Annotated in this window: 21 protein-coding genes; 1 reads left to right on the top strand and 20 read right to left on the bottom strand. The window is 36.9% G+C overall.

Annotated elements, in window-relative coordinates; translation table 11 throughout:
- Position 1 precedes the first annotated feature (1 nt).
- Complete coding sequence (locus PMAN_RS00805) at positions 2-1,114, bottom strand: polysaccharide export protein (protein ID WP_010555599.1); 1,113 nt, start codon at positions 1,112-1,114, stop codon at positions 2-4.
- Between the two features lie 995 nt (positions 1,115-2,109).
- Positions 2,110-2,595 (bottom strand): transcription/translation regulatory transformer protein RfaH, encoded by a 486-nt coding sequence (gene rfaH / locus PMAN_RS00800; RefSeq protein WP_010555598.1) that lies wholly within the window; start codon positions 2,593-2,595, stop codon positions 2,110-2,112.
- A gap of 293 nt (positions 2,596-2,888) precedes the next feature.
- Here rfaH and PMAN_RS00795 point away from each other — a divergent pair, with 293 nt between their 5' ends.
- Positions 2,889-4,274 (top strand): MBL fold metallo-hydrolase RNA specificity domain-containing protein, encoded by a 1,386-nt coding sequence (locus PMAN_RS00795; RefSeq protein ID WP_010555597.1) that lies wholly within the window; start codon positions 2,889-2,891, stop codon positions 4,272-4,274.
- Between the two features lie 142 nt (positions 4,275-4,416).
- Here the strand turns inward: PMAN_RS00795 and PMAN_RS00790 are convergent, their stop codons facing one another.
- The 18 genes from PMAN_RS00790 to PMAN_RS00705 all read right to left on the bottom strand — a co-directional run bounded on the left by PMAN_RS00790 (position 4,417) and on the right by PMAN_RS00705 (position 25,486).
- Positions 4,417-6,351: a polysaccharide biosynthesis protein gene (locus tag PMAN_RS00790; RefSeq protein ID WP_010555596.1), complete on the bottom strand. Its 1,935-nt coding sequence runs from the start codon at positions 6,349-6,351 to the stop codon at positions 4,417-4,419.
- A gap of 167 nt (positions 6,352-6,518) precedes the next feature.
- The gene (locus PMAN_RS00785) at positions 6,519-7,697 is read right to left on the bottom strand and encodes a DegT/DnrJ/EryC1/StrS family aminotransferase (protein WP_010555595.1); all 1,179 of its coding nucleotides are present in this window, start codon (positions 7,695-7,697) and stop codon (positions 6,519-6,521) included.
- Positions 7,698-7,713: 16 nt separating this feature from the next.
- The gene (locus tag PMAN_RS00780; RefSeq protein ID WP_010555594.1) at positions 7,714-8,364 is read right to left on the bottom strand and encodes an acetyltransferase; all 651 of its coding nucleotides are present in this window, start codon (positions 8,362-8,364) and stop codon (positions 7,714-7,716) included.
- Positions 8,357-8,953, bottom strand: a complete 597-nt coding sequence (locus tag PMAN_RS00775) for a sugar transferase (RefSeq protein WP_010555593.1) — start codon at positions 8,951-8,953, stop codon at positions 8,357-8,359. The genes PMAN_RS00780 and PMAN_RS00775 overlap by 8 nt, the downstream gene beginning before the upstream one ends.
- Positions 8,950-10,089 (bottom strand): glycosyltransferase family 4 protein, encoded by a 1,140-nt coding sequence (locus PMAN_RS00770; RefSeq protein WP_010555592.1) that lies wholly within the window; start codon positions 10,087-10,089, stop codon positions 8,950-8,952. Before PMAN_RS00770 ends, PMAN_RS00775 begins: the two co-directional genes overlap by 4 nt.
- A gap of 5 nt (positions 10,090-10,094) precedes the next feature.
- Positions 10,095-11,216, bottom strand: coding sequence for a glycosyltransferase (locus PMAN_RS00765; RefSeq protein WP_010555591.1), 1,122 nt, complete (start codon positions 11,214-11,216; stop codon positions 10,095-10,097).
- A 22-nt stretch (positions 11,217-11,238) separates the two neighbouring features.
- Positions 11,239-12,246 (bottom strand): EpsG family protein, encoded by a 1,008-nt coding sequence (locus PMAN_RS00760; protein WP_010555590.1) that lies wholly within the window; start codon positions 12,244-12,246, stop codon positions 11,239-11,241.
- Positions 12,236-13,348, bottom strand: coding sequence for a glycosyltransferase (locus PMAN_RS00755; RefSeq protein WP_010555589.1), 1,113 nt, complete (start codon positions 13,346-13,348; stop codon positions 12,236-12,238). The genes PMAN_RS00760 and PMAN_RS00755 overlap by 11 nt, the downstream gene beginning before the upstream one ends.
- A 4-nt stretch (positions 13,349-13,352) precedes the next feature.
- Positions 13,353-14,249, bottom strand: coding sequence for an ATP-grasp fold amidoligase family protein (locus PMAN_RS00750; RefSeq protein WP_010555588.1), 897 nt, complete (start codon positions 14,247-14,249; stop codon positions 13,353-13,355).
- A gap of 253 nt (positions 14,250-14,502) precedes the next feature.
- Positions 14,503-15,765, bottom strand: a complete 1,263-nt coding sequence (locus tag PMAN_RS00745; RefSeq protein ID WP_010555587.1) for a glycosyltransferase family 4 protein — start codon at positions 15,763-15,765, stop codon at positions 14,503-14,505.
- Complete coding sequence (locus tag PMAN_RS00740; protein WP_010555586.1) at positions 15,766-17,181, bottom strand: lipopolysaccharide biosynthesis protein; 1,416 nt, start codon at positions 17,179-17,181, stop codon at positions 15,766-15,768. It lies immediately after the preceding gene.
- On the bottom strand, positions 17,171-18,301 hold the full coding sequence (gene rffA / locus PMAN_RS00735) for a dTDP-4-amino-4,6-dideoxygalactose transaminase (protein WP_010555585.1): 1,131 nt from the start codon (positions 18,299-18,301) through the stop codon (positions 17,171-17,173). The genes PMAN_RS00740 and rffA overlap by 11 nt, the downstream gene beginning before the upstream one ends.
- Positions 18,288-18,857, bottom strand: coding sequence for an acyltransferase (locus PMAN_RS00730; RefSeq protein WP_010555584.1), 570 nt, complete (start codon positions 18,855-18,857; stop codon positions 18,288-18,290). Before PMAN_RS00730 ends, rffA begins: the two co-directional genes overlap by 14 nt.
- A gap of 7 nt (positions 18,858-18,864) precedes the next feature.
- Positions 18,865-19,596 (bottom strand): acetoacetyl-CoA reductase, encoded by a 732-nt coding sequence (phbB, locus tag PMAN_RS00725; protein WP_010555583.1) that lies wholly within the window; start codon positions 19,594-19,596, stop codon positions 18,865-18,867.
- Positions 19,597-19,616: 20 nt separating this feature from the next.
- Complete coding sequence (gene rfbA, locus PMAN_RS00720) at positions 19,617-20,489, bottom strand: glucose-1-phosphate thymidylyltransferase RfbA (protein ID WP_010555582.1); 873 nt, start codon at positions 20,487-20,489, stop codon at positions 19,617-19,619.
- 1 nt (position 20,490) lies between these two features.
- The gene (rfbB, locus tag PMAN_RS00715; protein WP_010555581.1) at positions 20,491-21,579 is read right to left on the bottom strand and encodes a dTDP-glucose 4,6-dehydratase; all 1,089 of its coding nucleotides are present in this window, start codon (positions 21,577-21,579) and stop codon (positions 20,491-20,493) included.
- A 41-nt stretch (positions 21,580-21,620) separates the two neighbouring features.
- The gene (locus PMAN_RS00710; RefSeq protein WP_010555580.1) at positions 21,621-22,580 is read right to left on the bottom strand and encodes a Wzz/FepE/Etk N-terminal domain-containing protein; all 960 of its coding nucleotides are present in this window, start codon (positions 22,578-22,580) and stop codon (positions 21,621-21,623) included.
- A gap of 236 nt (positions 22,581-22,816) precedes the next feature.
- Positions 22,817-25,486, bottom strand: coding sequence for an SLBB domain-containing protein (locus PMAN_RS00705; protein WP_010555579.1), 2,670 nt, complete (start codon positions 25,484-25,486; stop codon positions 22,817-22,819).
- Positions 25,487-25,506 lie beyond the last annotated feature (20 nt).

The raw sequence follows: 25,506 nt of genomic DNA, 5'->3' as shown, positions 1-25,506 counted from the left end.
CTTAGTTATTTATGTCGTTTAGGTTATCAACAGTTGATACCGACGGTAGTAATAAGCTTATTACGCGGTTCCAACGGGCCAATGGTGCAGATGTTACGTATACAATGTCGTGCGGTTGCAGTTCAAACTGCTCGGCTAATACCATTGCTGTAATATTTTTAGCGTGCAGCTGGTATACGTTTGCAATAACACCTGTTTGTTCTACGTTGCTTTTACGCAGTACAAACACGCCGTTGGCGTCGGCTGTGGTTTCGTTTAGGCCGCCGGTGTCGCTAAGTGCTTCGGCTAGGTTTAAGCCGTATCGGTTTAATACAATAGACCCTGCACGCTTTACGTCACCCAGTACAAATACTTTTTGTGCGTCGTTACGCGTTACATGAATTATGTCGCCGTGTTGCAGTAAACGGTTTTGCGAAATGTCACCATGTGAATAAAAACTGTCGAGTTGTATGGTTTCTGTTTTGTTACCACGGGTAAATGTTACTGTGCGCCAATCGGCGGCTTCTGTTAATCCACCCGCTTGGTTTAACGCGTCAATTAGGGTGAGTGGTATTTCGGTAACTGGGTATACGCCTGGTTTGTTTACCTCACCGGTTACGTAGGCTTTTTGGCTTCTAAAACCCACGACTTTTATATCTACTTGTGGGTCTTCTATTACGCGGCTTAGGCGTTTAACTAGGTCTTCGCGTACTTCACTAATGGTACGCCCTGCGGCAGGAATATCTGGAGCGTAAGCATAGGTAATGGTGCCGTCTTTTTGTACGCGAAAGCCGTCAAATTCTGCGGTACGTTGCACTGCTGCGGGTATTGTTAGCTCGGGATGATCCCATACGCCTATGGTTAGTACGTCACCTACACCTAGTTTGTATTCGTAATTACTTACGTTTACGCCCGCGGTGTTCGATATTGGCTTGGCAGATGCACGTGCTTGTTTTTGTTGCTTAATTAGCGACGAGTCGATAATTTGAATATTTACTTTTTCGAGATCTTGCTCAAGGTTTTGTGTTTGCTCGCCAGTTTCTATGCCTTCAAAATGGCTGCCTGGTATTATGGTACAACCGGTAACTGATAGTAATGCGAGTGAGGTGATGAGTGATTTACAGCTTAACGCCATTGTAGAATCCCAAAATTATTTTAAATATTTTGTTCCTCACCGACCTTGGTGAGTACTTGTATTTTTGTGCGGTAATTAAAGCATGAGAGGGCTTTTCGCGCAAGCCGAAACGCGCTTTTGAATTACTGCTTTCTTTTAAATAAGTATTTAAGCTTACTCAATGTTTTATAAAATAAAGGTAGCAAACAGGGCTGACTATATTTTTCGATTTATTAACCAATATGAACAATCACACCAAAAATTTAATAGCAAAAAGCTAAGTAATACCTGATTAGCAACTGCATGGTTATTTGAAAAAATAACTTACCTGTAAATTGCACAAAGAGGAGCAAATGAGAACTAAATGAGTAACTGCAAAGCGATTAAATAAGGTGAATACAATTTTTATTAAATTAAATCGTTACTATGGAGGACTCTAAAGCGCAGCGCTCTCTTAACCTCTTTGTGAATAACTCACTAATAAATGCACATAGTGGAGTAAATGAGAACTGCATGAGTAACTGCCAAGTAATTAAATCGTTATTTTGGAGAACTCTAAGACGCTACGTCCTCTAGCTCCAGTTTGAAAGCAGAACGATTTTCCTGTTTAGCCCTTCGGGCACGCTTCACGTTCCAGTTCGTTACAAAACTTACTCAATTAGGAGTACAGCTTCTTATGATTTTATAAAGCAATTAACAATGTAAAAGCGTTGCTTTTAAACGCCAGCAAGCTGCGCGTCTACGAATAGCCCTTCTGGCACGCTTCACGTTCCAGTTCGTCGCTGAGCTCCTCTCGCTACAACTTGAAAGCAAAACTTTTTGCTTGTCTAGCCCTTCGGGCACGCTTCACGTTCCAGTTCGTCGCAGAGCTCCTCTCGCTCCAGCTTGAAAGCAAAACTATTTGCTTGTCTAGCCCTTCGGGCACGCTTCCGCCCCTAGGTTGCAGTTCCTACTTACTGATGATTTAACTATTTTTTAATAATTACCGAGCCAGTGGGTTAAGTGCCTTAAAACCTTTAACCAAATTCAATATCTGTGTTATCTACGCTCATTTCTACCTGCTTATTAAGCAAGTTAATTAACAAAATGCTGCGCAGGTCACCGTCGGGCTCTTTGTATATTGCGTCTATATTTTTAAACGAATTATTATTTACACTTACTGCATCGCCCTGTTTAGGTAATTGCGATTCAACAGTATGCGAATTGTGATTATTTAAATGCTCAATTATTGCTAGTGGTACAACCTGGTAATTAGCGCCATATGTTACAAAGCCACCTATACCGCGAGTATTTTTTACAGCCGCAAAAGGCCCATTTTTTGGATTTAGGCAAACAAATAAGTAATTTGGAAACAAGGCGACTTGTTTGACGGTACGACGACCTTTAACCAGCTTTTCAGTGGTTAATATAGGGTAAAAAGCTTCAATTCCTTGATTAGTCAAGTTGGCTTTTGCCCGCTCTTCTTGGCGCGGCTTACACGTTACTAAATACCAACTTTCCATGGCAACCTTACTACCTACTAAATTGCAATAAACACAAGATTAAACTAAATCGAGCGCCATTATAGCCAGCGTATAATGCCTATGTAAATAAGCCTGATAAGTTATTGGTTACTTACATAACCCACATTCATTGTTATTGTTTACGTAACAATTACTTAACCAAAGTGAAATTTATAACTCTCACATCGTCACCGCTCACTTTTTATTCGAACAATGTATTGATTTTATATTTTGCAAATTACAAAAATGTTATCTACCTTTGGTAATTAACAAGTTTTTACGAGTAAATGTATATGGATATACTTCACCACGGGGCTGTAAACGGTGTTACAGGCTCATGCCATGAGCTTTTAATTGACGAGCAAACAAGTGTGCTTATTGATTGCGGGTTGTTTCAAGGGGAGGACTCAAAAGAAGACTTATCAATAGAGTTTGATATTAGCCACGTTACCGCGCTCATTGTTACGCATTGCCATATAGATCATGTGGGCCGAATTCCCTATTTATTTGCCGCGGGCTTTAAAGGGCCTATATTTACCTCGCAAGCCTCAGCCAGTTTATTGCCATTAGTAATAGAAGACGCATTAAAAGTGGGCGTTACACGCGACCCCAAAATTATAAGTGCCTGCTTAAACTTACTAAAGCGCCGTATTGTACCTGTAGATTTTAAAACGTGGTTTGACTTGCCATGCAATGGACAACAAAAAGCGAAAGCTCGATTTCAGCGAGCAGGGCACATTTTAGGTTCAGCCTATGTTGAAATTGATGTTAAAACTCATAAGCAAAGTACTAAACCAAATAGCACCCACCGCGTTGTGTTTTCGGGTGATTTAGGTGCCCCCTACACGCCCTTACTTCCCTCACCCAAAGCACCTTATAAAGCCGACACTTTAGTGATTGAATCTACCTATGGTGATAAAAACCATCAAGGGCGTAAACAGCGTACCCAAACACTTAAAACAGTAATAGAGCGCGCAGTTGCAGATAATGGCGTGGTGCTAGTGCCTGCATTTAGTATTGGACGAACCCAAGAGCTCCTTTATGAACTAGAACAACTTATACATAGCTCTGGTAAGCATTCTAAATGGCGAGATATTCACGTAATACTCGACTCCCCCATGGCAGCAAACTTTACTGCTCAATATAGAAAGTTTAAACACTTGTGGGATAACGAAGCAAAACAAAAAGTAGCCAAAGGCCGTCACCCTCTTGATTTTAAAAACCTAACCACTGTTGATTCGCACAAAGAGCATATGACCATTATTAATTACTTAAGTACGCGCCAAACGCCTGCTATTATTTTAGCCGCCAGCGGTATGTGTACCGGAGGCCGAATAGTTAATTACCTAGAACGATTTTTGAGTGATGAAACCACCGATGTTTTATTTGTGGGCTACCAAGGGAGAGGCACGCTAGGCCGCGATATTCAACAATACGGCCCACTTAATGGTTATGTATTTATAAACAATACACGCCTTTCCATTAATGCCAAAGTACACACCATTAGCGGCTACAGTGCGCATGCCGATCAAAACGGGTTAATTAAGTTTGTAACGGGTATGCATAAAAAGCCAAGCCATATAAAAATTGTGCATGGCGATGAAGATGCAAAAGCTGCATTGGCAAATAAGTATAAAGAGGTGTTGGGAAGAGAGGTTAAAATTGAAATAGGAAGTTAGCTTTAACGCGCCAGCAAGCAAGGCGCCTACATGGTGTTAAACCTTAGTATTAGTGGTTTGAGATACCTATATAGGCGTGAAGCTTGCTCACGCAAAAGGTTAAATTTAAAACACCAACAATCGTTTATTATAAATAAACGACTTAAGAGCTGCTTACATTAGGTAAAACGGTTACATTTGATTGGCTAGTTTGTTTTTCTTTCCAGTTAAGATCGCAAATACCATCTGTAGGAGAAAACGCTGTGGGTGCTTGTAAAAGTAGCTTACGAATTTGAGGATGGTCAGATTCGTCACATGCAATTTTTAGGTTAGCTAAAAAGGTATCTAATTCAGCCCATGGCATTTTTATTTCGTGAGCACTTAATATTCTTGGGTGATCTGTACCAGTAACGTTATCGCCAATCAACAGCTCTTCGTATAACTTTTCACCTGGGCGCAAGCCAGTACATTTAATTTCTATATCGCCATTAGGTCGTTTTTCATGTTTAACTTCAAGCCCTGACAAGTGCACCATTTTTGTTGCAAGGTCTTTAATTTTTACAGGCTCTCCCATATCAAGCACAAACACATCGCCACCGACCCCCATTGCACCGGCTTGGATAACAAGCTGAGCGGCCTCTGGTATGGTCATAAAGTATCGCGTTATGTCTTGATGGGTTAATGTTATTGGGCCACCCGCTTTTATTTGTTTTCTGAAAAGCGGCACAACCGAACCCGATGATCCTAAAACATTACCAAATCTAACCATGGTAAAGCGCGTAGTGCTTTGCACCTCTGAAAGGCCTTGCAAAACAAGTTCGGCCATACGCTTAGTTGTTCCCATTATATTTGTTGGGCGAACAGCCTTATCGGTAGACACTAAAACAAATGTTTCTACATTGGTAAAAATGGCTGCAGTTGCTACATTATAGGTTCCGTAAACATTGTTGCGAACACCTTCAACTACGTTATGTTCTACCAGTGGAACATGCTTGTAAGCCGCGGCATGGTAAACAGTTTGAATACTAAAAGTTGAAAATGTAGATTCAACTAGTTTTTTATTTTGTATAGAGCCAAGTATAGGTAACACTTCAATATTTAGATTATTTGCAGAGCAATATTCTGAAAGCTCTTTTTCAATAGCGTATAAAGCAAACTCAGAAAGCTCAAACAACACAATTTTTGTTGGGTTATTTTTTATTATTTGCCTACACAGCTCTGACCCTATTGAACCACCTGCACCAGTAACCATAACGGCTTTATTGGTAATGTTTGATGACATTAAATCTTGTCTTGGTTTAACTGACTCTCTGCCAAGTAGGTCATCAATTTCTACATCCTTAATTGCATCAACGCTTGTAGTGCCCGATACAATATCGGCCATTCCTGGTATGGTCATTACTTGAAGTTTGTACTTTTCAATTGCGTTTAGTACTTCTTTTCGGCGGCTTCTTGATGTACTTGGCAACGCAAGTAAAATTTTATTAGCTGATTTTTGCTGTGCAACTTCGGCTATTTGTGAAGGCGAGTAAACACACAACCCCTGTATTACAGATAAATGTTTTTTAGCGTCGTCATCTATAAATGCAACAGGTGAATATTCAGGCCCGCTAGCCAGTGCAGTTGCTAACTGCCTTCCTGCTGAGCCCGCTCCGTATATAATTACACCTTCTTTGCGGCGCATAGTGATTTGCCCGACAATGGCGCGCACCGTTAACCTTGATCCACCTACAAATAAAATACAAAAACTAGCATATATAAACGGCACAGTACGCGGAACAGCGGCACTTAAAAAGAAAGATAAAACAGTTAAATATAATGTAGATAACACTACACCAGCTGCTATGGCCCACATAGCTTGTGTATTCAAATAACGTAAAACAGCTCGGTATAATCCTAGTTTTACAAAACTAAATAAACTCAGTGGCAGTAATGTGGCTAGTAATAACCAGGTATGTGTATTTTTTAAAACAGCGGTACTATCTAGCCTAAGCAAAAAAGAGAGCCAAAAAGCGATAATTATAAATACGCTGTCGATTAGGAGAGAAATAATTCTTTTTTGGGGGCGCGGTAAACTAACTAAAAACTTTAAAAACACAATACATTTCCCTGAAGTCAGCAATCATATTGCTATTCTGTAGGTTGCAATTTTACTACAAGATGAACAACTATTGCACTTAATAAATAAAGACTATATGTAATATTTTATATAGTCTTTATGTATTTGGTTATTTTTTGTAAGTAAACGTTATTGCTTTGTGTATTTTACTTTAAGGAAGCAGAGGCAAATACCTCTTTAACTACTTTTATTGTTTTTTCCATATCACTTTCGGTTAATGTAGGGTGCACCAAGAACATTATTGAAGTATCACCTAACTCTACAGCATGAGGTAAGCGTTTTTTAGGTCTCCATGGGGTATCATCAAATGCTTTTTCAAGGTAAACCTCTGAACAACTCCCCTGAAAGCAGGGTACACCACATTTCACAATTTCGTTTACTATACGATCGCGATTCCAGCCATCAGCTAAATACTCAGGTTTTATAAACATATAATGCTTATATTCAGCGTGCTGTATGTACTTTGGGATGTTAACCAACCTTACACAATCAAAATTACTTGCGGCTTTGTCTAACTGTGTAGCGTGTGCTTGGCGTTTTGCAGTCCAATCATCCATTCGTTTTAATTGTATACGGCCGATAGTAGCTTGCATTTCGGTCATTCGCCAATTAGTACCAAAACTCTCATGTAGCCACCTAAAACCAGGGGGGTGCTCTCTGTTATAAATAGCATCAAAGCTTTTGCCGTGGTCTTTATAACTCCACATAGTTGACCACAGCTCTTTAGAGTTGGTAGTTACCATGCCGCCCTCACCGCCGGTGGTCATAATTTTATCTTGGCAAAAGCTCCATGCGCCTATGTGTCCTATACTTCCAACAGAGCGACCTTTGTACTTAGCACCGTGCGCTTGTGCACAGTCTTCAATTACATAAAAACCATATTCTTTACTGAGCGCCATTATTTCGTCCATTTCGGCTGGCATACCCGCTAAATGAACAACAATAACTGCCTTAGTTTTTGTCGTTAATACTGCTTTTATAGATTCGGCAGTAATAGCCTGGCTATTTAAGTCAACATCAGCAAATACAGGAGCAGCCCCTGATGTAACAATACTAGAAGCAGATGCTAAAAAAGTGCGTGGCGTAGTTATTACTTCATCACCAACTCCTATGTTTAATGCTTTTAAAGCAATGTCGAGTGCTAGTGTGCCATTACCCAAGGCTATGGCATATTCACTATCAGCCCATGTTGCAAATTCTTTTTCAAATTCACGCCCTTCAGTGCCCGTCCAGTAATTAACTTTATTAGATAAAATAACACGGCTAACTGCATCAGCCTCTTCTTGTGTAAAGCTTGGCCATGGAGAAAATGGGGTATTTAACATTGAATTCCTATAAAATTTAAAAGGCTTGACTGTTTTCTGAAACTTTAACGCAGGGGGACCCATAAGCAGTTACATCAGATGATATATCCTTAACGACCAAACTACCTGCACCAATTAATGTATTATCACCAATATGAATGAGTTGTTTTACTTTACTGCCAATACCTACCCAACTAGCTCGACCAACGCTAACTCCTCCGGCTAAGGATGTGCCTGGGCAAATATGCGTGAAGTCGCCTATTCTGCAATCATGCTCAATTATAGCTGAAGTATTAATTATACAGCCACGGCCTACCTCTGCAAAAGTGTTAATAACAGCATTAGCTGCTATAACAGAACCTGAGTCTATTTGAGCATATTTACTTATAACTGCAGTTGGATGAATGAGCACAGGAAGCATGTAGCCTTTTTGGTCTAACGTTTCTATTTTTACTTTTCGGGTAATGTTGTGGCCTATAGCAACAGCCACGCTTACCTGGTTATTTGGTACATTAAGCAGGTCTGAAAATGTACCTATAACAGGCCAATGCTCTATGTTTTTTTTATCAGGAAATGCATCATCATAAAAACTAACACTAAAGCCTAGTTGCTCCGCAATATCAGCTATTACTTTACCGTGGCCGCTAGCACCTAAAATGGCCAGCGTTTTAACCGTTGCCTTAGTCATTACTAGAACCTTTAAAAGGTTCAATAGTTACGTGCCCATCAGCACTTATTCCTTCACGCACAAATACTTTTTTTACCGTTAACAGTAATATTTTAATATCTAACCAAAAACTTTGGTTGTCTACGTACCAAACATCAAGCTTGAACTTTTCATCCCAGCTAATTGCATTGCGCCCATTTACTTGTGCCCAACCAGTAATACCTGGGCGAACATTGTGTCGGCGTGCTTGCTCGTTACTATATAGCGGTAAGTATTGCACGAGTAGAGGCCTTGGCCCTACTAAGCTCATGTCGCCTTTTAATACATTAAATAAACCGGGGAGTTCATCTAAACTAGTCGAACGTAAAAAAGCACCAAACGGTGTCATCCGCTCATCATCTGGTAATAAGTTACCATGCTTATCTTTACCATCAAGCATGGTTCTAAACTTCATCATTTTAAATACTTTACCGTTTAAACCAGGGCGGTCTTGTGTAAATAAAATGGGTGAGCCCAATTTAGTGCGAATTAATATACCTACAATAATGATAATAGGTAGCAACATAACAAAGGCACTCAATGCCACTATAAAATCAAATAAGCGCTTCATGATTTAACCAACTGTACATAAAAGTTTTCTAGCGTTTTTAAATAGGTATTTCTTTCGAATCTTTCAACAATTCTTGTTCTTGCATTACAAGCCATCAGACTTAATGAAGGTGTAGAGGTATTAATAGCATTTTGCATTGCTTTAGCTAAGCTATCTTCATTTCTAGGCTCAACTAACCACCCATTAAAACCAGGAGTTATTATCTCATTACAACCATTAATATCTGTTGCAATAACTGGCAATGACATTGCACCGGCTTGTAATACGACATTAGGAAAGCCTTCTCGATAGCTTGAAAGAACCAATACATCACTAGCTATAAGTGCCGGGCGAATATCTGAATGAAACCCTAGCATATGAATTCTTGAATGGTTTTTAATTATAGCCATAATATCAGGCTGTATAGGTGCTGTATCATCAATGTCACCAACTAGTAGTAAGTGATTTTTTTCTGTTTGCAATAAAAAAGCGTTAACAAGCTCTTTTAATCCTTTATCTATATTTAAGCGCCCTACAAATGTAAAAACAAAGTGTTCAAGGGGAATAGATAATTCACTTTTTAGATTAGTATTGATGCTATTGTTATTTTTATTAAAATATTCAATATCAATGCCTGCTATATTGCCATTGCCAATTAATTTCAGCTGTTTTGATGTGATTTTATAACTTAATAGATCGCGCTTAACTCCTTCTCCTTCTGGTACTATGTGAGTAGCTGATTTACATATAATTCTATCTATAAAAATTAATAAGCTTTTTTTAAAACCCGTTTGAGTCGGGAAAATAAGACCGGTAAACGTATGTATTTTAATTTTTACAAAACATAGTCTTGCAGCTAGCATGGCGATCAATCCAGCTTTTGGGGTATACGAATGCACTATGTCTGGTTTGTGAATTAAAAATAATTTGATCATAAAAAATAGTGAAATAAAGTCTCTAAATACATTTATTCCTCGGCTCATAAGCACTGGATGTACTGAAACCCTCTCATTCTTAGCTACTCGCTCTAAAGCCGCTGCAGGAGAGCTTACGACAGATACATCAAATGTATTATTTAAAAATTTAGGCTGATTTTTTAAAATAGTGTCTAGAGTTTCAGGTACAGTCGTGACTATAAATAATGTCTTTTTTTTCATAAGGCTTAAGAGTTCCAGATCTCATTATATTTACTTACCATGGTTTCTATCTTGAAGTTATTTTCTATTCGCTCTCGCGCTTTAAGCTGCCTTGTTTCCCAGGCATCTTTTGAATGGGCTTTAATATTTATAGCTTCAACTATTTTACTCGCTAAATCTTGAGGGTTTTGCGGTTTAGCCACCCATCCAGTGTCACCAACAATATGTACAGCATCTCCAACTTCTGTGGTTACGCATGGAGTACCACACGCCATAGCCTCATTTAATACATTTGGGAATGCTTCGCTGGAACTTGATAAAAGGTGTATATCAAGCCCGTTCATTATGTGTGGTATATCACTTCTTTTGCCTGCCAAAATAATATTGTCGAGTACGTTATTTTGTTGTAACCACACCATTAGTTGCTGGTTACTGTCACACATATCTAAACCAACTAATAAACATGAAAAATTAATTTTTTGTTGCTTTACTATACCTAAAGCTTTTATTAAATTTTCGTGATCTTTAAACGGATGAAAACGACTCACCATTCCTATAAAAACAGTGCTATTTGAAATACTAAACTCTTTTTTTATTAGTTCTTTAGCACTATTGTCCGCTTTAAAAGCATTAAGATCATAACCATTGTAAACCACATTAAGTTTTGCTTCACAATAGCCAATTCCTTTATTGGCCTCTGCAGCTTTGTCGGCGCAACAAATAATTTTTTTAGGTATAAAGTAACTTAAATACCCGCATAGCTTCGCAACTAATATTGTGGACTTTTTAGCAGCACCAGGGGTTAAGTCTGATTGATGCAGCCCCCATGTTATATTTTTTATACCCGCACAACGAGCCACAAGCCCACCAATGAGGTCAGCATGATACATCCATGTTTGCACGGCATCAGGCTTAATGCTTTTAACAAGTTTATATAACTTTAATAGGCCGCTAAATGTAAAACGTCCTAATGGCATATCTAATGAATACGTAGTAACACCTTGTTGCTGCAATAACGGACCATATTTTGATAAGCCCATTAATGAAATAACCGTATGGGTATTTTTTGTATCGGTTGTACATAAGCGATATAAAACAGCCTCAGCACCACCGTCAGCTAGCCCTGTAATAATGTGTAATACTTTCAATTAAAATACCTTTAAACAATAATCAGTTAACAAACCAGCCTAAACCCTCAAGCCTCAAATGTAGACTCCACACCAAAAAGAAATATAAACAGAAAACCAATTGAAAAATACGCTTGTATTTTACTTTAAAACGAAGAGAAGCTAATAACACTAGCAATACAACACTTTCAAATATTCTTGCCGTAACAGGTAATAAAAAATAAGTTGAAAGATATAAAATTAGAAAGAATATTATTTGTGTGTTGTATCTTAAAAAGACTTTGCCTTGCATAACAAATAACATGAAAACAAAGCTCCAATAAATAAATCCTAATCCACTTGCGCTTTGCGATGCTCCGTTACTATACTCTGCTCCCTGTCTCGCACCAATAAACTGTGCTAAGTAAAGCCCCATAACTCCAACTACGACCCCAACAAATACATAAAGTATACTTCTGATCCCGTGAGAAAGCTTTAAGTGCATTAAAAAGCCAACACCCAAAAGACCTAATGAGATAATTATGAATGATGAGTGGATGAGTGCAGCACAGACATAAAAAAAATACTTTACTTTATTTGAAGCGCTAAACCATCCAATTAAAAAGATGGCTACCCCAAAACCTTGTCGTAAATGAATTAAGTTATTTTTTAAAACCAAAGGTAACAATAAAAATAGCATCACCATATAAAAATACTTTCTATTGGTGTTTTTTAGAACCAAGTAAAATGTAGTAAATGTAGAAAATGCAATTATTGCTCTTATAATATTTTCTGGCGAAATAACAAACGAAAGTAATGAGTTAATAACCAACCACAGAGGCTCATTAACTAGTAGCGGTAACACGCCTGATGAAATATTTTTGACTAATAATATTGGAGAGCTTTCTGGGTATAGTAAATAGCTTGCTCTATCAACCAACCCATCTACAGGTAAAGCTGCTAAAAATACACAAAAAAATAATGCTATAAAAAAACTGAGTAATTTATATGATTCTGGATTTTTCCTAAAAGAGCGATCATAAAAATTATATTTCTTGATATTAGAACTCATTTAACAAAGCTTCCCAACTTTGGATTATATTTTTTACTTTATATACCTCTGATGATTTTAAAACGTTATCGCCATTCAAAGGAGACGTAAGCGCTTTGTCTAAATAATCCTGCAGGCTATTTATATTTTGATACTCAACCAAATAGCCATTATTACCTTGTTTTATTATTTCGCTTGGACCACTTTTACAATTAAACGCAACGACAGGTGTACCTAAGGAAATAGACTCAACTAAAGTATTGGGGAAGCCTTCGTACAAAGAGGTTAGTAGTGTGACCTTAGCATGCAAGTAATAAGGGATTACGTTTTTTTGAAAGCCTTCAAAATCGACTTTTTCACTCAAATTAAAGTCTGTTACAAGTTGCTTTAATTTCTGCTCTAAACTACCTTGACCAACTATTTTAAGTCTTAAACTAGGGTGATTTTTCGATACGACAGAAAAAGCCTGAATCGCAAAATGAAATGCTTTTTGATCTTCGAGTCTACCCACACATAAAATATAATCGTCTTTAAACACTTCGCTTGGCTTTATATTAACAGCTTCTTTTTCGACTGTTGTGTTTACAGGGTTATATATAACACTTGTTTTATTTTTCAATTTTGGAAACACTGATAACAAATCAGTTCTCATGCCTTCACACTGATTAACAATATGATCAGATTTTTTGTAAACTTTCATGAGTAAGAAAGAAAATACAGAAGTACGAAAACTCCTTTTAACACTTTTTGAATTTTCAGAAAGAGAGTTTATATTCCTACTTATAATTTTTACATTAACCCTCATAAAAAGCTTAATCAATAACAATATAAGGCTGAGTTCGTAATTAAAAACAACTACTTTAGCCGGTTTATGTATTTTTAAATAATTATATATAGGTAAAATAGAACTGCGAGCATTTGGTAAATCTAATACAACTAAATTTACTTTTTTGCTTAATCGAGTGTGATAAACAGCATTTTCCAATGTAAGTATTACAAGCGTTACATCCCAACCGGCTTCAGCTAAACCACTGGCGACAGTGACACACACCCCCTCAGCACCACCACCTGCGAGTGAACTGATAAAAAGCGTTATTTTCTTTTCAAAGCATTTTTTTATCAAAGCATTACATCCTTGGATCTTGCTGCCATAAATCACCTAACCACTTATCGTAAGCATATGAGTTAAAGCCTGCATCGCCCGATTCATGAGCAAAAGTAAGCTCACCAAAATATATTTTTCCATCTACATTATAAAAATCAACACGGGCATAGCTAAAATCTTTTGCTAAACTTTTAGCAAGTTCTAGCATAGTCTCAAAGTTTTTTGGCCTTTCGATTTGAGTAATTATTGATGGATATACACTCGTCATAGGAATCCAATTTAGGTTCTCATCAAAAAAAGAACGATGATGTGCTGCATCCCTTTCAAAGTCGATGTGTAAGATAACTTTTGCATCGCCATCTGATTGCTTGAAAACATGAAACTTGTAGTCTCTTAAACTTGACTCTCCAAGGTGAGGTAGCAACCTTTTTTCAACTAATATTGAAGGAGGAATATCGCTATACCATGGCTCATTTTTGAGTTTCCCATAATCAACTTTTAACTGCTTATTTACATCGTCACAAGCGTATTTAATTTGTTCATCACTACAAGACTCTGTTAATAAATAAACGGGCCCAGAGTTATGATTTGCTTTGAGTAATACATCACCATTTTCATGGATAATATTTTTTAACGTATCATAAGTAATAATTTTACCGGAATAGTAAGTTTCGATTACAATTTCAGATAGCCCTTTTTCAGTAATCCACGTTTTAACGGCAAGCTTATCTGAACATATAGAAAACAGCGGGTTAGAAGGGTTACTCTTTCTGATATGAACTTTCTCATTAAATGTTGTTGGGTTTAAAGCTGTTAAAAAATACCCATTTCTTCTATAAAAACTTAAGTAAAACCAACACCTACGTAATAAATTTGAATTACTATAAAGATTACTTCTGATTTTTCTAATTATACTCATACTAAAAACCTTTAATTAATTTTTATACCATTTTCCATTGCATATAGAGTAAATTTAAAAAGTGAGTGTCAATACTTTATTAAAACTGCTATATATTTATAAGCTAATAATTATAATCGTAAAAATGTCTTAAATATTTTAAAATAAATACCTACAGAAAGTATCAATTCTTTTTCACTTCTAACAACCTAACTTATTACATACTTAAGTATAATTTTCACTTCTAAATATGTCGTATTTAATCAAGTTAAAGTTAGTTTTTCTCAAAACCTTCAAAACGAGTTAAATAAGGATGCCTTTTATTAAAACGCATGCTAACTCTGTCTAATATTCTTGAAAATTCATAAATCCAGCGGTTATATTTTAATTTTTTAGCTGGCATAGTTATATATTTCAATTCATCCATTGATTTTTGACAAGACTCATTAGTAAAACTATCAATGCACTCTAAATGACTAGATATTAGGGCTTTTCTTTGCTGAGTATTCATATTGATATAATCTTCAATAATTGTCTCAACCGATATCATTTCTAAATCCAATCCCTTTAGATTGTATTCATATTGGTTAACATCGCTAAAATACCCATATGTTTCAGCTTCTATAACATTTTCAACGCCTACAATACTTGGCAAACCTAATGCTGCGGCTTGGATTATAGCAGTACCACTACCTATGAATAAATTATAGTTACTCACTGTTTCATCAAACTTTAGATAGTCTAATGTCCCTTTCAAATGAATAGATTCACTCAGTCCAGCTTTGTTTATTTCATCGGCTATTTGTGCTTTTAAAGGGCCATCACCATAAATGTCAAATTGAACATTAAACCCTTTCGTTTTTAAATTCTTTAAGACCTTAATCATATAAAAATTATATGTTTTAAAATCAACTAGTCGCCCTATTGCTAATATTTTTATTGGTAATTTTACTTCACCTGAAACTTTTATATCTTTTTTATCGATAACTCCTAATCTAAAAGTATTTGCATCGGTCAATTTTTTACGCTTATGTTTTACATATAATTGGCGATTGCCTTCCGAGAAAAAAAGTAGGGATTTTTCGGGTAAAAAATCAAATATAAATTTGCGATTAACTTTTTCATGCCAAGCAACATTATCACCGCCCCACAAAAACTTTATGTAATGATAAAAACCAACCGTAACAACTATATTTTTATTTAATATATTTGATAAGCGATACCCCACTAGTGCATGCATTCCATCGCTTGCATGTATCTGATCTACATTTTCTAAAATACGCTCTAATGCTCTTTTTTTAACGGGCACGAGTAAAGGTAATCTGCGTGTGAATTTTCCTAAATTTAAAAATATATCATTAGGAAATAGTACGTTTGCATACTTTTTCATTTCGTTTAATAATTCAGAGTTACTTTCGTGTGGTAATGACAAAAGAAGAATGCTTGTATGCAACCCTAATCTGTGACGTTCTTTAGCCATTCGCATAAAAAACGTTTCAATACCACCTACTGGTAAAGCACCATAAATAAATAACATTCAAACCCTTTTTATTAAATAGTTTTTTAAATAACAATATGTTTCTGCTAATCTTTTAGAAAATAGAGCGCAACTCAAAATTAGTAGGAAAACCCAAATCCACATTAGCGCCGGTTCATTTGCTTTTGTAATGACCATAATGCATGTAGCAGCTACATAACCAATCATCAATACATAAATTTTAACTCTTGGTATAGCCTTCCATATATGCGCGCTAGATTCTGTCTTTACTGTAAAAAAAATAAAAAATGCAAAAATTGAAGCTAATGCAGCTCCAGATGCCCCATAATAAGGTATTAATAAATAGTTTAGAGTTGCATTAACTACAAATGCTATAAAAGACGCTAACATAGAAAAATTAGTTCTGCGGGTTATACCAATCCCTACACCTGTCACCTCGCTTAATAAGTAAAATAAAGGCATAGCTATGCATGCTACTATTAAATACTCTATAGCGGAGTATTCCTGAGGCAAAAATAAAGGGATAATAAAGGATAATAAACCAAATAAAGACCAAATCAGCACAACAAATAACACCATATTCTCAACAACACACTCGATTTTACTTTTCTCTGAGCCTTCTTTTACCCAACGATAAAGAAGCGGGTGCCATATACTAGAAAAAATAGATGTAACAACCGATATAACCCCAGCTAGAGCTGCTGACAACGAATAAATACCGAGTTCCTCAAAACCGGCTAAACTTCTAAGGAAGAACCTGTCCATGGTACTCACCCCCCAGTAAGCAATACCTCCGGCAACTAGCGGCAAACTAAATGTTAGCATTCCCTTTAATAATACGGTATCAATTCGCTTCGTAAGAGCTGCAATCCACGACCCCTTTGTTAACCAAGCAAATATAATTAATGAAAACGCTATCGCTAACGTATTCATTAACATAAGCGTATAAAATTCAGCTTTTAAGCCAAAAAGCATTATTAAGCTTATTAATATGAGTAAGAATAACTTAGGAGCAATCTGCGTTATAGAAAAAGCTAAACCGCGTTCTTGCATACGAATTACATGCGCTAAAAAGTTAATAAAAAAACTAGCTAACAATCCCACAAATAATAATACCGTTAGCGAATTTGAATCTATCCCAAATAATAATTTAGAAATAGAGAAAGGCTGTAATAAGGCTATCAATGCAACAATAGTAATTAGGGCTAAACCTGGAAGAATACTTAATTTTAATAAAGCTTCCTTATCAGCCTTTTCATGGTATTCACGAACATAAGCTTGATGCATTGATAAACTAAATAAAGATACAGCTAACCCTAAAACCACTTGCAACATAGTCAAACGGCCGACATCTTCAACTGTAAAAAACCAAGCAACAAACGGTAGGGTTATAAACCCAAGAAGTGCAGCACCAATTGGGCCTAAAGCAAATTGTAAAATTGTTTTAGCTTTCAAGAAAAAAGTCCAAACACGCTTTTATTACTTTGTCTTGATTTTCTGTAGTCATTCCATAATACAGCGGTAAACGTACTAGCCTTGAACTCTCTTGCGTTGTATAAGTATCATTGCCTAAAAACTCGCCAAACTGTTTTCCTGCAGGGCTTGAGTGCAGAGGGATATAATGAAAAGGTGTCGTAATATCTTGCGCTTTCATATAATTAATAAATTCATTTCGCTCTTCATTTGAGCTCAATTTTATATGAAACATATGCGCGTTATGCGTTAATGAATCTGGAATATGAGGTAGCTGCTCAGCTTTTAGTTTTAGGCTAAGCTCACTGTAATAACGCTCCCAGATTGATAAACGATAATTATTTATCGTGTCTGCTGCTTCAAGTTGAGCATATAAATATGCAGCTTGTAACTCGCTTGGTAAAAAGCTCGAGCCTATGTCTTGCCATGTGTATTTATCGACGATGCCATGCAGGAACTGACTACGGTTTGTTCCTTTCTCACGTATAACCTCAGCTCGCTTAACCAGCTTAGGGTCATTAATTAAAATTGCCCCACCTTCACCACCCGATGAGTAGTTTTTAGTTTCATGAAAGCTATAACACCCTATATGACCAAGAGTTCCTAAGGCTTTACCTTTATAGGTAGACATTACGCCTTGTGCGGCGTCTTCTACGACCCACAAATTATGTTTTTCTGCGATAGCGAGTATTGTATCCATTTCACAAGCTACACCTGCGTAATGTACTGGCACTATTGCTTTTGTTTTAGCCGTAATTGCAGCTCCAATGAGTGTTTCATCCATATTCATTGTGTCTGGGCGAGCGTCAACAAATATAATTTTTGCACCACGTAATACAAATGCATTAGCCGTCGATACAAATGTGTATGAAGGCATTATAACTTCATCACCAGGTCGAATATCAATCAAAATAGCAGCTAGCTCTAGCGATGCTGTACATGAGGGGGTTAGTAATGCTTTTGTTGTGTTGAAGCTGTCTTCAAACCATTTTTCGCATTTTTTAGAGAAGTAACCATCGCCGCATAACTTGTCTGATGCAATCGCTTGTTCGATATACGCTAATTCTGTACCTACTTTAGGAGGTATATTAAAAGGAACCATTGCTATCTCTTAAAAATTCAATTTCTAGTTCAAGTAGGTTTTTCTTTCTTTCTTTTACACGCTTTGCTGGATTTCCAACGTAAATCCCCCAAGGCTCAGTAGTTTTGTTAACTAGAGACATGGCACCTACAGAGCAGCCCTCTGTAAGCTTTACTCCTGGGAAAACAATTGATCCAGCACCGACAATTACATGCTTAGCTAAATGCACATGTTTTTTCGTCTCTTTTTTATATTTAGTCGGTATTGTAGGGTTTGTTAAAGTTCGACCAGAGTAATCATCCGACTGACTGAATACTTGTACTTGATAAGCTAAACCTGAAAAGTCATCCATTTGAATACCTTTCTCACCGCCAGCAACTAGACAAAATGGTGCTATGTGGACATATTGACCTATTTTTACGTTACCTGAAATAACACAAAAATCATCAATTCGGCTGTTATTACCAATCTCAATTTGATCTGGATTATATATTGCAGCTTTGTCGCTAATTTTGACATTCTTACCAAGCGCTTTAAAGCCAACACTTTGTAATTCAATATCTGTTAAATATGCCATTTTATAATTACCCTATGAATAAGCCGCCATTTACAGGAATATTCGCACCTGTAATGTATGAGCAACAATCACTTGCAAGAAATGAAGCTACATTAGCAATTTCTTTTGGCTCAGCCAGTCGCCCTAGTGGAATGTTGTCTTTTATGCCTTGCAATATATCAACTCTAATATTCTTCATCATTTCGGTGTTTGTATAACCCGGAGATATTGTATTAACTAAAATATTACTTCTAGCGCCTTCTTGCGCTAATGCCATTGTAAATCCATGGACACCAGCCTTCGAAGATGAATAATTTACTTGACCTGCCTGACCCTTTTGACCATTAACAGATGAAATGTTAATTATTTTTCCACCGCCGTTCTCTTTCATTATTTTATATATTGGTTGTGTAATATAAAATAATGAATTTAGATTAGTATCGATTACACTTTTCCAACTTTCCAATGACATTTTATGAAAAAAACTATCACTTGTAATACCCGCATTATTTACAAGTAAATGAACTGAACCTTCAAGCTCACTAATTTTAGCAATCATCTCTTCAACAGCTAATAAACTTGTGACGTCGCACTTAAATAAGCGACAATCATTTGATAGAGAATTCACCCAAGAATCATTTGCTTCTTGATTATCAGCCCTTGATATACCAACAATAAAAAAACCATCCTGACTTAGCTTCTGGGATATAGCTAAGCCAATACCTCTTGTAGCACCAGTTACTACGGCTATTTTTTTCATAACTAACTCACTTTATAATTTCAGCTGGCAATACTTTTTAAATACTGCCCGTAACTATTTTTTTCTAGTGGCTTAGCTAGTCTTAAAACTTCTTGCTTTGTTAACCAGCCATAATTTAATGCAATTTCTTCTAAGCAAGCTATTTTGTATCCTTGTCGCTTTTCAATTGTTTCTACAAATTGAGCCGCTTCAAGTAAGCTTTCATGCGTGCCAGTATCAAGCCAAGCAAAGCCACGACCCAATATTTCAACATTAAGCTTATTATGCTTTAAATATATTTCATTTAAGCAGGTTATCTCTAGCTCACCTCTATGTGAGGGCTTGACTTTTTTTGCTATTTCTACAACTGAATTATCGTAAAAATATAAACCGGTTACTGCTAAATCAGACTTTGGTTTGGCTGGCTTTTCTTCAATGGAAATCGCCTTTTGGTTCTCATCAAATTCAACGACACCAAAACGTTCCGGATCCTTTACTTGATAACCAAATATAGTTGCGCCTTGGCCATTTTTTGCATTTTCTACTGCATGCTTTAACTTGGGTGAAAACCCTTGCCCATAAAAAATATTATCGCCTAGCAATAAGCAAACGTCATCAGAGCCAATAAACTCTTCACCTAAAATAAACGCTTGAGCCAAACCATCTGGGCTTGGCTGTACTGTATAACTAATCTCAACACCAAAGCGTGAGCCATCACCTAGTAATCGTTTGAATGACTCTTGATCTTCAGGTGTAGTAATAATTAAGATTTCACGTATTCCCGCTAACATCAACACAGAAAGCGGATAGTAAATCATTGGCTTATCATAAATTGGGAGTAACTGCTTAGATACCCCCATAGTAATAGGGTAAAGGCGTGTACCGGAGCCTCCGGCAAGGATAATTCCTTTCATGCTATTTTCCTTTAGCTGTCATATTTATTTCACCCAGACGCTCACGCTGATATGAACCATCTTGTACATTTTGACACCACGTTTGATTGTCTAAATACCATTGAACGGTTTTACGTAAGCCTGTTTCGAATGTTTCAACTGGTGTCCAATTTAGCTTTGCACTCATTTTTGATGAATCAATAGCATAACGCCTGTCGTGGCCCGGGCGGTCTGCCACGAACGTTATCTGTTCTGAATATAGGGAATCTTTAGGCACTAAAATATCTAAAATACTGCAAATGCTTTTCACCACTTCAATATTTTGCTTTTCGTTGTGACCGCCTATGTTGTAGGTTTCTCCAACAATACCTTCGGTCACTACTTTATATAAAGCGCGCGCATGGTCTTCTACGTATAACCAGTCACGTATTTGGTCGCCTTTACCATAAATAGGTAAGTCCTTTCCTTCTAGAGCATTAAGTATCACTAAAGGTATTAATTTTTCAGGAAAGTGGTAAGGGCCATAATTATTAGAACAATTAGTAACGATCGTTGGAAAACCATACGTGCGCAGCCATGCTCGAACTAAATGATCGCTCGATGCTTTACTTGCAGAATAAGGACTACTTGGCGCGTAAGATGTTTCTTCTGTAAATAATGGAAGTTGGCCTTCTTGTTCATCAGGGTGAGGTAAATCACCATATACTTCATCAGTTGAAATATGATGAAACCTAAACGATTTTTTGGCATCGTTACTTAATGTATTCCAGTATTCACGAGCCGCTTCTAATATATTATAAGTGCCTACTATATTAGTTTGTATAAATTCGGCAGGGCCAGTGATTGAGCGGTCAACATGGCTTTCTGCAGCTAAGTGCATTACAGCATCTGGCTTGTGCTGGGCAAAAACACGGTCTAGGGCTATACGGTCACAAATATCAACGCGTTCAAATTTATAGCGATCGTTACTATCAACTGATTTTAGTGATTCTAAATTACCTGCATAAGTTAGCTTATCAAGATTGACAACCAAATCTTGAGTGTTATCAATTATATGTCGGATAACAGCAGAGCCAATAAACCCTGCGCCACCAGTCACTAGTATTTTCAATTTAATTACCTTTAAAAAATTACTGCTAAAAGCGGATTATTTCAGTCTTCTTTTTTTAAAAAATACAAAGTCAAAACACTAATTGTTGCCAAAATAAACCCTAAAATTGCTGCAAATATACAAATAAAAGCGCGTTTGGGGCCTGACTTAACTTCAGCGACAACTGCTGGATCTACTGTTTTAAATACGTACTCATCGCGAACGTTAGCAAACATAATTGTTTTTGCTTGCTCTTCTATCAGCTTATATAAAATTGAACGTATATCAGCAATTTTTGTTTTATTTAGCTGTTTCACTAGAAAGTCAGTGCTTCGATTTGCTTCTGCTACATCTCGTTTTTTCATAACTGAATTAATATCTTCGACTAACCAGTCTACCCATTGCTTTGCAATTACTGGGGATATATGTTCAATCGAAATTGTAACCATACCTGTATCTTTAAGAGTATTTATAGATACGACTTTGCTGAACGCTCTATGTGCTTCTTGCATTGAAGGCTTTGGCTTGAAAGGTGCTGATATTTCACGGATCCACTTTTTTTGGTGTGCTATATAGATATCTTCATTGTACGAAATTTCATTAGTACTACTATTCCAAGACTTGACTGCCATTAAATCAGGTAGAATATTATGATTTTGTATAAATTCGCTCGTAAATTGACGTGACTTTAAAACTTCTATTGCTAGTTGTGTTTTATTATCTGAGCCTGCACCTAAGTTAATTCCAGCCAAGCTAGCCAAACCACCAAACTGCCCTGATAAGCCACCTAACCCTGTAGAGTCTTTTTGCTCTGCTACTGTTAATAATGCTTCAGATTTATAAGTATCAGGTAAACTCAATGCATAGAATACGGCTACGATAGTAAATACAACCGATGTAAAGACAATTATAAACTTACGATTCCAAAGTACCGATAACAACTCCTTTAAATTTATCTCTGCATCAAAATCTTGCTCTAAGTAGTTTAACTCGTTGTTATTTTGTTTAATTTTATTACCCATGAAATTCTCTTATCAGCCAGTTTTCTGAGGTATACCTTTCAACCTTCGGTAAAACATTGAATTTAAGCTTTTAGCTAAAATAACTTGAAATTTAAAACCTACTATTCTTAACTTAATGTAAGCGAGTACTCTTTTTATTAAATAAGCTTGAATTCAAGTTTCGATTTATATATCCATCAATATTTTATAAAAAATGCAATAAGAGTTTTACAGATTGCATTTATCGATAAACTACTTTACAAACTACCAATCGCAGCAACCGCTACACCCAGTTGATAAAGAATCTGGGTAGCTGTGCTCCACAATGTTAGCTTATCCATATGTCCTGCATCCATAGGAACTACTATTGTATCGCCTGGCTCTAACTGATTTGCATTATTAGCAGCAAACCAGCCTCCTGCATTTGGAATTTCAACAGAGCCATTGGCTTTAATAATGTAAATGCGGTCTTCTGCTGCGCGTTCTTTAAGGCCGCCACTTAGGTCAATGTAGTCATCTACACTTACACCGGCTTTATAAAGGTGCGATGTAGAGTAGTTAACTTCACCAATAATGCTTATAGAATCACGTTTACTTGGTACGTATAACGTGTCGCCATTTTGTAGAACTAAGTTTTGTTGGTTATTTACTATTAAGGGTAAATCAATAACTAAACGCCCAACCGCCTCAACACTGGCTAAATCATTTAGCAGTTTATCCATCTCATCGTATGAAAGAGAGTTACCACTAACTGAGTTTTGGAAGCTTTTAGAAGCAATATCGCGGCGCAACTCGGTTGATAAGCGAGCTAGTTGTTGTTGCTCTTGCTCTTTTATAGAAACACGGGTAAATATTGCTGCGTTTTGTTCTGCAAAATCAGAAAAACCACCCGCACGTTTAAGTAAATCAGTAAGCGTTTCGCCTCGGCGAATAGTGTATGTACCAGGGAATTTCAGTTCGCCTTTTAGCTCTACCTTTACATTTTCTTGCCAGTTAGGAATCGAGAAAATGTTAATGCTGTCTTTACTACGAAGGGTGATGTTGTTTTGTGATTCACCTTTTAGGGCACTTTCAAGATCAAATCGTACATGTTCTACCTGAGAGGCGTCACCTAAAACAATGCGCGTAATTTCAGCTTGTTTAGTATAAGCAGATTCTAATAAGCCACCTGCTGCCGTTACTAGATCGGCTACTTCGCCGCTTACGGTCAGCGGGTAAATACCTGGGTAAGTTACGTTACCGTTAATTTCAACTAGCTGCATAGCTTGCGCTATTGATGCTTGCTGTTTTAACTTTTCGATAATAGGAAGGAGTAAGTTATGGCGACTAAAAAAGGCATAGTCTTCAGCTTTTAACTCTTGCGATTGTTCGTTAGCTTTACGTTTTGAAATATCAGCAATTGTTAGCGCTTGGCCACTTTCGGTAATAATTTCTTCTTTTTGGTTTATACCAATGTATTTTTCAAACTCTTTTTGTTGATAAGTATGCCACTGCTCAGCTTTAAGTTGTTGCTCTTGTTCTTCTTGGCTTAGCGCCATGTTTTCAAGCGCTGTTTTTTCTATTTCTTTTTCTTCAAAGCGGCTGAATACGATGATTTTGTCATTCGCTTTAAGCGCTAGGTTATTGTCAGCGTTTTTAATAATCGCTTGCGCTACGTCAAATTGGTGGGCTTCTATATCACCATTAATGTTTATTTCACGAATTAATAAACCGTAGCTTAAATCTGCCTGTGGGAGTAAATCGCCGCGCACAGACTTAAGTACGTCTGAAATACGTTTACCTTGATACCACTGATAGCTGCCTGGGCGTGCAACAGCACCAATTAGGCTGATTGAATTTTGGTATTGTGAACTTACCGAATTAAAGCGAATTCGGTCGCCGTCTTTTGGAATATAGTTAATATTACTTTTGCTAAAATCAACAGAGAGTATTTCTTTACGCTGATTATTAAAACGTTCAACAACTACGTTTTTCGCATAAGCCTCTGGCTTTAATCCACCGGCCATGTATAAAAGTTGTTTAGCCGTTTCACCTTGTTTAAGTTCAAAAATAGCTGGGCGTTTTACAAGGCCTTCAACCGTTACTTGCGAACCAACAGAGGGGACAAATACAACGTCCCCAGGTTTTAATACTATGTCTTTGCTGCTATCACCTTTGATGAGTAAATCGTATAAATCGAAGTTACTCACCACTTTACCAGCGCGTTTAACTTGAATATTACGAAGAGAAGCAATGTCAGATACCCCACCACTGACAAATAATGCATGTGATACAGTAGTTAAAGACGAAACACTGTAGCTACCTGGTTTGTAAGCCTCACCTAATACTAAAATACGCATGCTGCGTAACTGCCCGAGCGATACAAACGCTTTTACGCCTATAACTTCTTGCTCTACCTTTGCGTTAATAAGCGCTTTAACTTCTGCAAACGTTAAACCTGCAACTTGAACGGGTGTTAAATCGGGAATGCTAATTCTGCCTTCACGGTCGACTGTTACATCAAAGCTCTCACTTTCTTTACCATAAAAGTTAATGTTTAACTGATCACCTGGGCCTACTAAATAAGTATCAGGAACTGCTGCGCTTTCATTTGGCATAAACGTGGTTGGTTCACCAGCAAACAGTGAATAACCAAATGGTTTTAATTCATCTTTTTTGGGATTGAAGCGCTCGTCATCGCTAAGCTCTGCTTGCTGTGGCTCCGAACGTTCACCAATGGTTGGCTGCTCGGTTTGTGTTTGATTACTTGACTGGTTTGACCCTGTGATTGTAGAAAGGTCAACACCATACTGCTTGGCTAATGCCTCTTGCTGTGATTTGGGTAGTTTTTTAAATTGTTCTAGCTGCGACGCTGTCGGCGTAAAAGCCATTGCGTTAAGGCTAAATAAGAGAACAAAAGCACTTAATAATTGTGTAAAAACTTTCACGAGTAGGTATATCCCTAGGT

The sequence above is a fragment of the Pseudoalteromonas marina genome (genome assembly GCF_000238335.3).
Classification (GTDB): domain Bacteria; phylum Pseudomonadota; class Gammaproteobacteria; order Enterobacterales; family Alteromonadaceae; genus Pseudoalteromonas; species Pseudoalteromonas marina.
The sequence above is the reverse complement of the archived record's forward strand: the minus strand, read 5'-3'. Positions and strand labels throughout refer to the sequence as shown.

What these genes read in the sequence shown, in the direction of transcription:
- PMAN_RS00785 (WP_010555595.1), bottom strand. Translation starts at nt 7,697, where the DNA reads ATGTTAAATACCCCATTTTCTCCATGGCCAAGCTTTACACAAGAAGAG.
- PMAN_RS00750 (WP_010555588.1), bottom strand. Translation starts at nt 14,249, where the DNA reads ATGAGTATAATTAGAAAAATCAGAAGTAATCTTTATAGTAATTCAAAT.
- PMAN_RS00775 (WP_010555593.1), bottom strand. Translation starts at nt 8,953, where the DNA reads ATGAAGCGCTTATTTGATTTTATAGTGGCATTGAGTGCCTTTGTTATG.
- PMAN_RS00770 (WP_010555592.1), bottom strand. Translation starts at nt 10,089, where the DNA reads ATGAAAAAAAAGACATTATTTATAGTCACGACTGTACCTGAAACTCTA.
- phbB (WP_010555583.1), bottom strand. Translation starts at nt 19,596, where the DNA reads ATGAAAAAAATAGCCGTAGTAACTGGTGCTACAAGAGGTATTGGCTTA.
- PMAN_RS00730 (WP_010555584.1), bottom strand. Translation starts at nt 18,857, where the DNA reads ATGGCATATTTAACAGATATTGAATTACAAAGTGTTGGCTTTAAAGCG.
- PMAN_RS00795 (WP_010555597.1), top strand. Translation starts at nt 2,889, where the DNA reads ATGGATATACTTCACCACGGGGCTGTAAACGGTGTTACAGGCTCATGC.
- PMAN_RS00805 (WP_010555599.1), bottom strand. Translation starts at nt 1,114, where the DNA reads ATGGCGTTAAGCTGTAAATCACTCATCACCTCACTCGCATTACTATCA.
- rfbA (WP_010555582.1), bottom strand. Translation starts at nt 20,489, where the DNA reads ATGAAAGGAATTATCCTTGCCGGAGGCTCCGGTACACGCCTTTACCCT.
- PMAN_RS00745 (WP_010555587.1), bottom strand. Translation starts at nt 15,765, where the DNA reads ATGTTATTTATTTATGGTGCTTTACCAGTAGGTGGTATTGAAACGTTT.
- PMAN_RS00710 (WP_010555580.1), bottom strand. Translation starts at nt 22,580, where the DNA reads ATGGGTAATAAAATTAAACAAAATAACAACGAGTTAAACTACTTAGAG.
- PMAN_RS00780 (WP_010555594.1), bottom strand. Translation starts at nt 8,364, where the DNA reads ATGACTAAGGCAACGGTTAAAACGCTGGCCATTTTAGGTGCTAGCGGC.
- PMAN_RS00760 (WP_010555590.1), bottom strand. Translation starts at nt 12,246, where the DNA reads ATGAGTTCTAATATCAAGAAATATAATTTTTATGATCGCTCTTTTAGG.
- rfaH (WP_010555598.1), bottom strand. Translation starts at nt 2,595, where the DNA reads ATGGAAAGTTGGTATTTAGTAACGTGTAAGCCGCGCCAAGAAGAGCGG.
- rffA (WP_010555585.1), bottom strand. Translation starts at nt 18,301, where the DNA reads ATGGTTCCTTTTAATATACCTCCTAAAGTAGGTACAGAATTAGCGTAT.